This window comes from Actinoplanes philippinensis, assembly GCF_900113015.1.
Lineage (GTDB): Bacteria > Actinomycetota > Actinomycetes > Mycobacteriales > Micromonosporaceae > Actinoplanes > Actinoplanes philippinensis.
This window is the reverse complement of sequence record NZ_FONV01000004.1, coordinates 423,364-435,509: the sequence shown is the minus strand read 5'-3', so window position 1 is coordinate 435,509 and position 12,146 is coordinate 423,364. Positions and strand designations below refer to the sequence as shown.

Sequence of the window (12,146 nt, the reverse complement as noted above, 5' to 3'; positions counted from 1 at the left end):
GCCGTCACCGCTGTAGTGAGCCGCTGTGGTAGGCGGCGCGGGCGGCCGCCATGCGCGGGGCGTGCTCGACCGCCCACTCGCCGACCGCGAGGATCAGCGGGAGCAGCGAGGCGCCCAGATCGGTGATGGCGTATTCGACGTGTGAGCCGGTGACCGTGCGGCTGACCAGGCCGTCCGCCTCCAGGGCGCGCAGCGTGCGGGTGAGGATGCGCCGGCTGAGCCCCTCGACCGTACGGTCCAGCCGGTTGAACCCGGACGGGCCGCCGTCACGCAGGACGGCCAGGATCAGGACGGTCCACTTCTCCCCGACGAGCCGCAGCACATCGGTGGCCGTGCACGTCTCGCGGTCGGCTGAGGTGACGGGCAGCGGCAGGACCGGTGACATGGATGTGCCTTCTTTCGGGCGCGGCCGGCGGCGTGGACGATCCCAGTATGCGCACTGTGGTGATCGCGGGCGGGACCCGCGGAATCGGCCGGGCTCTGGCCTCCTCGCTCGACGGCGACGTGATCGCGCTCGGCAGCGCGGACGCCGACCTCACGTCGGTCGCGCAGACCCGCGCCCTGATCGACCGGCTGCCGGACCGGATCGACGCGCTGGTCCTGTCGGCCGGACAGTTCTCCCGCCGGCGGGTCGTCACCGCCGAGGGACACGAGCGGACGTTCGCGATCGGCGTGCTGGCCCGCCACCTGCTGGCCGACGGTCTGCGCCCGGCCCTGGAACGCAGCCCGAACCCGATGATCCTCAACCTCTGCGGCGTCGGCGGCATCCGGTCCGGGCACGTCCACTGGGACGACCCGACCCTGACCCGCGGCTACTCGCTGTTCACCGCGACGATGCAGGTGGCGAGGGCGAACGACCTGCTCGGCGCCGGGTTCGCCGGCCGGTACCCGGGCAGCCGGGTCCGGTACGTCCTGTACAACCCGCTCTTCGTCGACAGCGGCATGCACCGCCATTTCGACCAGCCGATGCGCACTGTCGTCGGCGTCGCCGCGAAGGTGTTCGGCCAGTCGGCGACCAAGGCCGCGGCGCCGTTGAAGGCGCTGCTCGACGACCCGCCGACCGCTCCGCTGACCGCGCTGCGGCGAGGCGAGCCGGTGCCGCTGCCCGATCCGGCCGACGCCGCCCGCCTCTACGAGATGCTCCGGGCCCGCGTGGCCTGAGACTCATCGCCGGCGGAGATGAGTGGCCGCCACCACCGGTTCGTCCGCCTCACGGCAGGACGACGCACCGCCGGCAGCGCGCTTCGTACGTGTACGTCCCGTCGTCGGGCAGCGCCGTCGACGGGGCCAGCTCGCGGATCATCGGCTTGCCGTGCTCCAGCACCTGCGTGTGCGTCGCGTCCAGCGACCGGCACACGTCACAGACCGCCCGCCGGTAGATCACCTCGGCCGGGGCCAGCTCGAACAGCGCCCGCACCGGCGCGAACAACTGCCCCCGGTGATCCAGGTCGATCCCGGCGACCACCACCCGCACCCCCGACCGGACCGCCGCCCCGAGGACCGCGATGTCGTCGACGGTGAACATGTGGATCTCGTCGACGCCGATCACCTCGACGCCGCCGTCGGCCGCCCCGGCCAGCGTGTGCACCTTCACCGTCTCCAGGCTGCCGCCCGACCGGGACGTCACCGCCGTGTCCCGCCCGTGCCGCGCCGACTGGAACACCCGGTGCGGGATGTTCGCATACTGCAGCGGCGACAGCAGGCTGATCATCTCCAGCGACTTGCCGCCCTTCATCGGGCCGAGGATCACGGTCAGGTCCATGGCGCACACCGTGCCATCCCACCGGCCGTGCGCCAAATCATGATCGTGGAAGCGTGGCCCACACCACCTTGCCGTCGTGGGTGGGCTGGCTGCCCCACCGGACCGACAGCGCATCCACCAGCAGCAACCCCCGTGGCGCGGCCGGATCGGTGGACGCCGCGGCCGGCAGCAGCGGCACCTCGGCGGAGCCGTCACGGACCGCCAGCAGCAGATGACGACGGCTCAGCGTCAGGCGCAGGCTCAGCATCGTCCGCGCGTGCACCACCGCGTTCGTCACCAGCTCACCGGCGATCACCGAGGCCCGGTCGATCAGCTGCGGCAGGGCCCAGCGCAGGCACGCCTCGGTCACCACGTCGCGCGCCCGGCGCGGCGCCCCGCTGGCCGGCAGCATCATGTCGCTGATCGCGGGCAGGCGCGGCCCCGGCTCGGCGGCGAGCGCCGCGTCGACCGAGTCGAACACGGCGAGCCGGGTGTAGCCCCGGTCGAAGATCCTCGCCAGATCCGGAGCGGGGGCCGCCACCAGGAGGGGAGTGCCCGGCCACACCGCCGCCTGCCGGGACACCGCGAGGAACACCGACGCGGCGGCCGCCTCGCCGACTGCCAGGCCGGCCAGATCCAGGACGACCGCGTCGGGCTGCTCCACCAGGCATTTCATCAGAGCCAGCCGGACCTGCGACGTCGAGGACACGGACAACTCGCCGGTGACCCGCACCAGCAGCCGCGTGCCGATCGACTCGACGTCGCATCGGATGGCCGTCACCCACCCATTGTCGCTCACCGCGGCATCGGCAACGGCCGAAGGGCTCAGCCGTGCCGCGTCGACCCCGTAGTGCCGTGCACGGTCACCGGCGGGACCCTGGTGACCGCCAGATGCTCCAGCAGCTCGGTGACCCGCAGGACCTGGAAGACGATCGGCGACACCCCCTCGACGGAGAGCCCGGCCCCGATCTTGTCGGCCAGGTCGCGGCACTCGAGCAGCGCCCGGATGCCGGCCGAGTCGAGGAAGGTCAACTCGGTCGCGTCCATCGTGACGTGCGCCGGCACCCAGCGGCCGACAGCGCCGGCCACCGCCTCCCGGAGCCGCTCGGTCTCGTCGTAGTCGAGCTCCCCGATCAGCCTGATCAGGACACGGCCGTCGGAATCGGCCTCGCCTGCCACGACGGTGAGACGACTGGTGGATGGTGTGAACTTCATGATGACCCCTGTCAGGCACGCGGCGATGGCCCCTCACTGCTGAAGGTGTCGCCCCCACCCTACGCCGCACCGGCCCCGGCGGGCACGGGTCAGTCGAAGTCATAGACGGTCACCGGGATGTCGCGGGCGCACAGAGCGTCGACGATCAACGGCTCGATCCGCTCCCACCTCCCACCGGCCAGGCCGCACCCGATCCGCGGCATGTGCACCGAGGCGCCCAGCTCGACGGCGTGCCCGGCGACCGTGTGCAGGCACTGCCCGATCGCCTCGTACCGGACCGGCGGCCCGCCGCTGCCCGTCCGGATCCCGCGCTGCCCGACCATGTTGGCCACCCACACGTCCGGCCGCACCCGCACGAGCTGCGTCGCGCCGAGCCCGAAGTCGTTGCCGGCCCGCTCCCGGTGCCACTGCCGGAACGCCCGTTCCGGCTCCCTCCAGCGCCGGGAGATGGCCACCACGAACCCCTTGCCCCACCCGCCGATGTCGTTCGACACATGCGCGATGATCTTCGGCCCCTTGGCCTGCGGGCTGGTGGCGTCACCCTTGACGAACCTGATTGCCGACATCGGACGATCTTGGCGTACGGACGCCGGGCGCCGCGACCCGTCGAACCGCTGGCCCGCTGGTGCCACAGTGGAGGACCAGTACATGACGAGCGACTTCGCTGGGGTGATGGGTGTGTCCGACAATCCACGATCCAAGGGCCCGTGGCTCCCGCCGCGCTGGGTGATCCGTACCGCCTGGGCGGTGCACCGCGGCCTTTATCGCCTCACCGGCGGCCGGTTCGCCCTGCAGCGGGCGAAGCCGCAGAAGTGGGGCACGATGCGTCTCACCGTGACCGGCCGCCGCTCCGGCAAGGACCGCCCGGTGATCCTCGCCTACGTCGAGGACGGCCCCAACCTGACCACGCTGGCCATGAACGGCTGGGGCGAGGGCGACCCGGCCTGGTGGCTGAACCTGCAGGCCAACCCGGACGCCCACGCCGTCTGGCCGGACGGCGAGCGGCTGGTCCGGGCCCGGGTCGCCGAGGGCGCCGAACGTGAGCGCCTCTGGGCCGTCTGGCGGGAGACCAACAAGGACCTCGACGAGTTCGCGTCGCGCCGCTCCACCCGGACCGACATCGTGGTGCTGGAGCCCCGGGCCGGCTGACGCTGATCGGCCTCCGTCCGGCGACGCCGGTCAGCGCCGCTTCAGCGCGAACACGCCCCAGCCCAGATACCGCCGCTGGTAACGGACGTAGTCCAGCGGCGCGGTGTCCAGCTCGGCCCGCATCGACGGGGCCAGCTCGTCGTCCGGGTTCTCGTCGAGCCACGCCCGGACGGTGAACCACTGGGCCGCCACGTAGCGGTCCCAGCTGTCCTCGTCGGCCAGCACCATCTCCACCAGGTCCCAGCCGAGCGAGCCGAACGACTCCACCAGGCCGGGCAGGTCCCGGAAGTCGTCCCGCGAGCCGGCGCCGCTGCCCGTGACCGCCGCCTGATCCGGTGGGTCGAGCCGCCAGAACGGCTCACCGATCAGGAGCAGCCCGCCCGGCCGCAGACTGCGCTCGAGCAGCTCGATCGTGCCCTCGACGCCCCGGCCGATCCAGGTGGCGCCGATGCACGCGGCCACGTCCACCGGCTCGGCGGCGACATGACCGGCGGCGTCGCCGTGGGTGAACGTCACCCGGTCGGCCACCCCCAGCTCCTCGGCCCTGGCCCGCGCCTTGGCCAGGAAGACGGTGCTGATGTCGACCCCGGCGCCGGTGATCCCGTGCGCCCGGCTCCACTGACACAGCCACTCGCCGCTGCCGCACGCCAGGTCGAGCATCGACATCCCCGGCCGCAGGCGGATCACCTCCCCCAGCAGGGCCAGCTTCTCCGGGGTGAACGGGTCGTGAATGCGATGATCACGTTCCCGGACGGCAAAACTACGCGGTAGATCCACACCGCTCAACCAACCACGAGATTGTCGTACGGGCGACCTAATATCAGCGCATGTTGGGAGTGCACTTCGCGATCACCGCCGAGCAGGAGAAACTGCTGCTCGATGCGGATGGTGACGACGACGCCGTCAGTGAGATCCTCGGCGACCTCGAGGAGGAGTGGCCCGACGACGACCTCAAGGTCGACACCGACAAGGCGTGGGATGCGATCCACCGTTGCCTCACCGACGGCACTCTCGACCCGGACGCCGGTGACCCACCACTGTCGCTGGCCGTCGCGGGCGGCCGTCACCTGCACGACGAGATGTATGTGGTGCACGTGACCGCCGCCGAGGTCCGCGAGGTGGCGGCGGCCCTGCTCGACATCGACGAGGCGTGGCTGCGCGAGCGTTTCGGCGACTTCGGCGACGACTACGACGGGGCCGCCGACGAGCAGGATTTCCAGTACACCTGGTCCAACCTCGCCGACCTGCGGGACTTCTACCAGCGGGCCGCCGCCGCGGGCCGGGCCGTCATCTTCACTGCCACGTGAGCGGCGACCTGAGCCGCGACGTGAGCGGTGACCTGAGCCGCGACGTGACGGAGGCCCCGTGACCAGTTGGCAGATGTCCGTGGTGGCCGCCTTCACCAGGCTCGCCTACCAGCGCAGATTCGTCTCCGAGGAGGCGGGGCTGCGATCGCTCGCGCGCCCCAAGGGGCCGTCCGGGCCGCCGTCGGCGATCCGCCGGCGGTATGCGGTGAGCACGACCCGTGACCACGGGTTCGACCTGCACCGTGTCCGCCCGCCGGGCCCGGGGACCGACGTGACGGTGATCTACCTGCACGGTGGGGCGTACACGAGCGAGATCGTCCGCCAGCACTGGTCGCTGATCGCCCACATCGCCGGCCGCACCGGGCACGAGGTCGCCGTCCCGATCTACGGCCTGGCGCCCGCCCACCACGGGCTGCAGGCCCTGGAGTTCGTGACCGGCGTGATCGCCGCCGAGGCCACCCGCGGCCGGCGCTGCTATCTGGCCGGCGACTCGGCGGGCGGCGGCCTGGCCCTGCTGGCCGCCCAGGCGGTCGGCGGCGAGGCCGGGGGAGTGGCCGGCCTGACCGCTATCGCCCCCTGGCTGGACCTGTCGATCAGCAACCCCGAGGTCGACCGGGTGGAGCCGCACGACCCGTGGCTGCGCCGTCCCGGCCTGCGTCCGCTGGCCGCCGCGTGGGCCCGTGACGTCCCGCTGCAGGACCCACGGCTGAGCCCGCTCTTCGGCGACCTGACCCGGCTGCCGCCGTTGCAGGTGCTGGTCGGCACCCGTGACATCACCCTGCCCGACTGCCGCCTGCTGCGTGACCGCCTGCCGCCGTCGGTGCCGCTGACCTATCACGAGGAGCCGGGCGCCGTGCACGTCTACCCGCTCCTGCCGGTCCCTGAGGCCCGGGCCGGCCGCCGCGCCGTCGTCGGCCACATCCGGGCGACCACGGTCCGATGACCGCATTCGCCCAGCCCCGGGGCGACACGTCCCTGATCGTGGTCGAAGGTCCCCTCCGGGAGCGCCAGAGGGTAGCCTGTGACGGCCAGGCCCGGTCCGGGCTCCAACCGCCACGCCATCGACCTGTGGGTATATGAAGACTGCGCAGACCAGCGGTGACCAGGTGCGGCACCGGATTCAGACGGTGCTCGTCGGCGTGCTCGAACGCACCCGGCTGATGAGAGGGCAGCCCGGCCGGCAGCTCCTCATCGAGCAGCTCCAGGATCGTCTCGGCCCCTTCCCGCTCCGGGAGCACGCCGAGCTCCGCCTGCAGACGGCCGAGCTGGTGGGCGCCTGTCGCCGGCTCACCGACGGGGTCCAGATCCTGGTGGAGACGGTGGAGCATCTGGAGCCGGGCACCGACGAGGTGGTCCAGCTGCGCCGGCTCCGCGACGAGTGGGAGGCGGCCGACGTCCTGATCGAGGACGACTGGACCCGGTTGCGCCCGCTGCTGGAAAATCTCGCGCCCACCAATCTGACCGTTCTCTACCAGCGCGCCACCGAGCACCGCTCGCCCGGCCCGCCCTCCTGGTGCGCCAACGCGTGGCAGGCGTTCGTGCACCTCGCCGGGCAAAATGCGGGACCCGACGGCCTGCCGCCCAGCATGGCCTTCCTGGTGCTGCTGGAGGACCAGGTCGACGCGCAGGCCGCCCGCTGGATCCGGCTGCGCAACGGCCGGCTCGCCACCGGGCAGGGGCTGACGCCCGAGCTGGAGGACCGGCGGGCCCACCTGCGGCGCGGCGGCGAGCAGCCGATCGACACGACGGCGTATCTGGTGGTCCAGGTGGAGCCGCATCTCGACCCGGGCGGCAGCGACGACATGTATGCGTTGTCGCACTTCCGCCAGTGGTACGGCGCTGATTCCTGGCATTCTCGGCGGGGTGAGCCCCGTCTGGCACGCCTCGCCGACCTCGAACGCGAGGTGGAGCGCGTGATCGAGCAGATGGAGATCGAGTGGTCGGACCGGACCGGCACCGTGGTGGTCGAGTTCGTCCTGCCGTGGGAGCTGCTCAACGTCGGCGTCGACCGCTGGCGCAAGGAGACCGACAGTTCCCGCCCGATCACGCTGGCCATGGACTATCCGGTGGTGGTCCGCAGCCTGGAGCGGCTGCGCACCCAGCGCTGGCACCGGGCCTGGCACCAGCGGTGGCGTCAGCTGCTCACCGCGCCGGCGCACAGTGTCGTCTACTGGAGCCGTCCCAGCGGCAAGGACTACTTCACCCGGCTGGAGTCCGAGCTGAAGGCTGACGACCGGGTGGTCTCACTGGTGCTGAGCGAGCCACCGGCGCAGCGCGGCGAGACCGGCCAGCAGGAGATCGAGGCGGCGCTCCGGGCCGGCCTGCCGGTGATCATCTGGCACCGCGGCGACTGTACCAGCGCCGAGTTCCGGGAAGCGGTCACCAGTCTGGTAACCGATGGAGGCATAGGTCAGCTCCCGTTGCGTGCGAAAGAATTGCGGCATCAGGCGCTCCGGCTGGAGCCGGCACTGCGAGACGGCCACATCGGCCACCACCTGACCATCCTCTGGGACGATCCGGAGCGCAGGCCCGACACGCTGGGTGCTCCCGCTGATCGTGGCACAGGGGAGGGCTGGTGACCGGGGCCGGCGAGGTGGACACCTGGGCGGAGATCGCCCAGGCGCTGCGCCCGCTGCCCCGGTCCGGTGTGACGGTGCTGGTCGACACGGCGCCGTCGATGGCGGTCTGGCGTGACACCGTCGACCGGGCGGTGGCGGTGCTCGGCGCGCACGACGACCTCGACGGCGTCGAGGCGGTCCCGTTCGACACCACGGCCGCCGAGGTGGCCCTGCCGTCGCGTGACATCCCGGTCGACGGGCGCATCGTGCTGGTGCTCTCCGACGGCACCGGCGCGGCCTGGCACAGCGGGGCGATGCTGTCGCTGCTGCGCGCCTGGGGCCGTCGCGCGCCGGTCGCGATCCTGCACCTGCTGCCCCAGCTGCAGTGGTATCGCACCGGCATCCGGCCGCGCCGGCTGCGGCTGTGGCAGCCCGGGCCCCGGCCCGCCGCCACCAACGCCGGCCTGGCGTGGGAGGTGCACAACCCGGTGCCGGACGTCCTCGACGAGCCCGAGCCCACCGGCGGCGACCCGGTGCCGGTGCCGGTGCTGGAGCTGGACGCCCGCTGGCTGGCCGCCTGGGTGCGGCTGCTCACCGGCGGCGAGTCGCAGCTGCCAGCGGTGCTGGCCGCCGACCGGCGCCCGGAGACGGTCGCGCCGCCGTGGGCGGAGGCCGCCACGACCGCGCGGATGCGGGTCCGCGAGTTCACCGCGTGGGCCACGCCGACCGCCGTCACCCTCGCCACCCAGCTCGCGGCGGCCCCGCTCAACCTCGCCGTGATGCGCTGGATCCAGCGGGCCCTCAACCCCGGCTCGCAGACGTCGCACCTCTCCGAGATCCTCAACAGCGAGCTGCTGCACCCGGTCGCCGCCGAGCCGGAGACCGCCGACAGCACCGAGGTCACCTACGAGTTCTTCCGGGGCGTCCGGGAGGAGCTGCTCGCGGCGGGGCGCCGGGCCGACGCGGCACGGGTGCTGCGGGTGGTCGACGAGCGGCTGGGCACCACGGTCCCGGCGGTCCGCACCCTGCGGCGGATGCTCGACGATCCGGACACCACGCCGATGCCGACGGTCACTCCGGAGACCGCCCCCTACGTCCGGGTGGAGCACGCGGTGTGCCACGCCCTGTCCGGCCGCTACCTCGCGCGAGCACGCCATCTGCACGAAGCGCTCGGCATCGATGCGGACACGCCGTCCGCCACTACTACGGAGAGCATGCCCCCTGTGACAATGGGAACGACAGCGGGCACCGATGATCGGACATCAGAAGGAGCGGTCGTGTCGAGCAGGGTGTCGGATGTGGCTGCACCACCCAGAACACCGGCCGGCGCGCCCGTCATCTGGGGCAGCGTCCCACCGCGCAACCCCAACTTCACCGGCCGGGAGACCCTGCTCGACCACCTGCACGAGCAGATGCGGGTCGGCACCACGGCGGTTTTGCCGCACGCGCTGCACGGCATGGGCGGTGTCGGCAAGTCGCAGCTGGCCGTCGAGTATGTCTACCGCCACCAGGACGAGTACGACGTGATCTGGTGGATCCCGTCGGAGCGGCCGGCCCAGATCGGCAACGCGCTGGCCGAGCTGGCCCAGCGGCTGCAACTGCCGGTGGGCCTGGAGGCGAACGCCGCGGTCCCGGCCGTCCGCGAGGCGCTGCGGCTGGGTCAGCCGTACGCCAACTGGCTCTTGATCTTCGATAACGCGGAGAGTCCGGAGGCGGTGCGCCGCTACTTCCCCAACGGCGGCCCCGGCCGCATCATGGTCACCTCGCGCAACCCGCAGTGGTCGAACATCGCCCGCCAGCTCGAGGTGAACGTCTTCGCCCGGCAGGAGAGCGTCGAGCTGCTGCGCCGCCGTGGCCCGGAGCTGAGCGACGAGGACGCGGGCCGGCTGGCCGAGGCGCTCGGCGACCTGCCGCTGGCGCTGGACCAGGCGGCCGCGTGGCGGGCCGAGACCGGCATGCCGACCGACGAGTATCTGCGGCTGTTCGAGGAGAAACGTACCGAGCTGCTCGAGGTCTCGGTCCCGCTGGACTACCAGCTGCCGGTCGCCGCCGCGTGGAACGTGTCGCTGGACCGTCTGGCCGACTCCAGCCCCGGAGCGCTGCGGCTGCTGCAGGTGTGCTCGTTCTTCGCTCCCGAGCCGATCCCGCGGACCCTGTTCAGCCGGGGCCGGGCCAGCAACGTCCACCCCGAACTGGACGAGGTGCGCCGCGACCCGATGCGGCTCAACCGGGCCATCCGGGAGATCAACCGGTACGCCCTGGCCAAGATCGACTACCGGACCAACTCGATCCAGATGCACCGCCTCGTCCAGGCCGTCCTGATGGACCGCCTCGACGACGCCGAGCAGACCGCCATGCGCCAGAGCGCCCACCTGATGCTCGCCGACGGCGACCCCAACGACCCGAACTCGCCGGACAGCTGGCGGGCGTACGCCGACCTGTACCCGCACGCCATGACCGCCCAGGCGTTCCGCTCCACCGACCCGTGGGTGCAGCAGCTGATCGACAACCTGTCCCGCTACCTCTACTGGTGGGGCGATCACCGCGCCGCGTACGACCTGGCCGGCCGGGCCTACGACGCCCGCCGCGAGCAGCTCGGCGCCACCGACCCGTCCACGCTGCGGATGGGCCACTGGATGGGCTGGCTGCTGTTCGTCCTCGGCCGGTTCTCCGAGGCCGCCCAGCTCAACGAGCAGGTGCTCACCGCGTACCAGGAGATCGTCGAGGAGGACAACGAGGACCTGCTGCGTGCCCTCGGCGCGGTCGCCGCCGACCGCCGGGTGGCCGGTGACTTCAAGGGCGCGCTGGAGCTGGCCGAGGAGATCTACCAGCGGCACGTGCGCGCCCTCGGCCCCGACGACGTCGAGACGATCACGGCCGGTCACAACCTCGCCGTGAGCCTGCGCCTGTCCGGTGACCTGAAACGCGCCTACGAGATCGACCAGGAGAATCAGCGGCTGCGCATCCAGCTCTACGGCACCGATCACCCGATCACCCTGGAGAGCACCCGCAACCTGATCACCAACCGGCGCGAGCTCGGCGACTACGTGGGCGCCCGGGCCGAGGCGCAGGCCGTCGCCGACCAGCTGCGCCACCAGCTCAGCCCCGGCCACCCGCAGACCATGCGGGCACTGCGGACCCTCGCGGTGGCGCTGCGCAAGGCCGGCGACCACCAGGGCGCCCGGCGGATCTCCGAGGAGGTACGCGACGGCTTCCTCACCCGCTACGGCGAGGACCACCCGGACACCATCGCCGCGTCCCTCAACCTCTCCAGCGACCTGCGCGAGACCGGCGACCTCGACGGCGCCGCCGAGCTGGGCGAGCGGGTGTACGGCAGCTATCAGCGCCTGCTGCGCAACGACCGGCACCCGCACACCATCGCCGCCCGCCTCAACTGGGCGGTCACCGAGCGGATGCGCGGCAACGTGGCGCAGGCCCGGCGGATGGACGAGGAGGGTTTCGCCCAGCTGCGCGAGCAACTCGGCGACGACCACCCGCTGACCCTGGCCGCGGCGCTCAACCTGGCCAGCGATCTTTACGCCGAAGGGCACTACCAGCAGGCGTACGAGCGTGACGTCGACGCCACCGACCGGCTCGCCCGGGTGCTCGGCCCGGAACACCCGACCACCCTCGCCGGGTACGGCAACCTTGCCAGCGACCTGCTCCAACTCGGGCGGGTGGAGGAGTCCGGCCGGTTGCACGAGGACACCGTGGCAGCGTTCCGCCGCATCCTCGGCGACGACCACCCGGCCACGGCCGCCGCCATCGACCTGGACCGCCGAGCCAACTGCGACATGGACCCGCTGCCGTTGTAGAGCGCGCCGGGATCCTGCTCACCGCCGGAGTCACGTTCCCATGACCGTGCCGAGGTCCGGCCGGCACTGTCAGGGGAACGCCGGAAGACGCGTGAACGACGGCCAGCTGTCGCTGCGCGGTTATCGGAACGTTGGGTCCGGACGCATTCCGGATCCCCCGCCCGATGCGCTCGCACGTCCCGGCATCCGCGCCGGCCGTGCCGACAAGGGGCCATCCGCGTTGGCCCGTGCCGACGAGGGGCCATCCGCGCCGGCCGTGCCGACGAGGGGCATCCACGCTGGCCGTGTCGACGAGGGGCATCCACGCTGGCCGTGCCGACGAGGGGCATCCACGCTGGCCGTGTCGATGAAGGGTGGAAGC

At 72.3% G+C, this 12,146-nt stretch carries 12 protein-coding genes; 6 read left to right on the top strand and 6 right to left on the bottom strand.

Annotated features, from left to right (window positions below; genetic code table 11):
- Positions 1 to 4 precede the first annotated feature (4 nt).
- A complete protein-coding gene (locus tag BM290_RS12315) occupies positions 5 to 385 on the bottom strand; it encodes a winged helix-turn-helix transcriptional regulator (protein WP_093613224.1) in 381 nt (126 codons plus the stop codon).
- Positions 386 to 432: 47 nt separating this feature from the next.
- Between BM290_RS12315 and BM290_RS12310 the strand changes: the two genes are divergently transcribed.
- Positions 433 to 1,161 (top strand): Rossmann-fold NAD(P)-binding domain-containing protein, encoded by a 729-nt coding sequence (locus BM290_RS12310; protein ID WP_093613222.1) that lies wholly within the window; start codon positions 433 to 435, stop codon positions 1,159 to 1,161.
- Positions 1,162 to 1,210: 49 nt separating this feature from the next.
- Here BM290_RS12310 and BM290_RS12305 read toward each other — a convergent pair whose 3' ends face one another.
- The 4 genes from BM290_RS12305 to BM290_RS12290 form a co-directional block, all read right to left on the bottom strand.
- Positions 1,211 to 1,762, bottom strand: a complete 552-nt coding sequence (locus BM290_RS12305; RefSeq protein WP_093613220.1) for a thymidine kinase — start codon at positions 1,760 to 1,762, stop codon at positions 1,211 to 1,213.
- Between the two features lie 37 nt (positions 1,763 to 1,799).
- Positions 1,800 to 2,522 carry an STAS domain-containing protein gene (locus BM290_RS12300; protein WP_093613218.1) on the bottom strand — a complete coding sequence of 241 codons (723 nt, stop codon included), beginning with the start codon at positions 2,520 to 2,522 and terminating at the stop codon, positions 1,800 to 1,802.
- Between the two features lie 44 nt (positions 2,523 to 2,566).
- Positions 2,567 to 2,956: an STAS domain-containing protein gene (locus BM290_RS12295; RefSeq protein WP_093613216.1), complete on the bottom strand. Its 390-nt coding sequence runs from the start codon at positions 2,954 to 2,956 to the stop codon at positions 2,567 to 2,569.
- 89 nt (positions 2,957 to 3,045) lie between these two features.
- Positions 3,046 to 3,522, bottom strand: coding sequence for a macro domain-containing protein (locus BM290_RS12290; protein WP_093613214.1), 477 nt, complete (start codon positions 3,520 to 3,522; stop codon positions 3,046 to 3,048).
- An 82-nt stretch (positions 3,523 to 3,604) separates the two neighbouring features.
- Here BM290_RS12290 and BM290_RS12285 point away from each other — a divergent pair, with 82 nt between their 5' ends.
- Positions 3,605 to 4,105, top strand: coding sequence for a nitroreductase/quinone reductase family protein (locus tag BM290_RS12285; protein WP_239143483.1), 501 nt, complete (start codon positions 3,605 to 3,607; stop codon positions 4,103 to 4,105).
- A 30-nt stretch (positions 4,106 to 4,135) separates the two neighbouring features.
- Here BM290_RS12285 and BM290_RS12280 read toward each other — a convergent pair whose 3' ends face one another.
- Positions 4,136 to 4,882: an SAM-dependent methyltransferase gene (locus BM290_RS12280; RefSeq protein ID WP_093613212.1), complete on the bottom strand. Its 747-nt coding sequence runs from the start codon at positions 4,880 to 4,882 to the stop codon at positions 4,136 to 4,138.
- A gap of 50 nt (positions 4,883 to 4,932) precedes the next feature.
- Between BM290_RS12280 and BM290_RS12275 the strand changes: the two genes are divergently transcribed.
- From BM290_RS12275 to fxsT, 4 genes are all read left to right on the top strand, one after another.
- Positions 4,933 to 5,412: a DUF1877 family protein gene (locus tag BM290_RS12275; RefSeq protein WP_093613210.1), complete on the top strand. Its 480-nt coding sequence runs from the start codon at positions 4,933 to 4,935 to the stop codon at positions 5,410 to 5,412.
- Positions 5,413 to 5,470: 58 nt separating this feature from the next.
- Complete coding sequence (locus BM290_RS12270; RefSeq protein ID WP_093613208.1) at positions 5,471 to 6,355, top strand: alpha/beta hydrolase fold domain-containing protein; 885 nt, start codon at positions 5,471 to 5,473, stop codon at positions 6,353 to 6,355.
- 133 nt (positions 6,356 to 6,488) lie between these two features.
- On the top strand, positions 6,489 to 7,991 hold the full coding sequence (locus tag BM290_RS12265) for a VMAP-C domain-containing protein (protein ID WP_093613206.1): 1,503 nt from the start codon (positions 6,489 to 6,491) through the stop codon (positions 7,989 to 7,991).
- Positions 7,988 to 11,785: an FxSxx-COOH system tetratricopeptide repeat protein gene (gene fxsT, locus BM290_RS12260; RefSeq protein ID WP_093613204.1), complete on the top strand. Its 3,798-nt coding sequence runs from the start codon at positions 7,988 to 7,990 to the stop codon at positions 11,783 to 11,785. Before BM290_RS12265 ends, fxsT begins: the two co-directional genes overlap by 4 nt.
- The last annotated feature ends 361 nt before the right edge of the window (positions 11,786 to 12,146 follow it).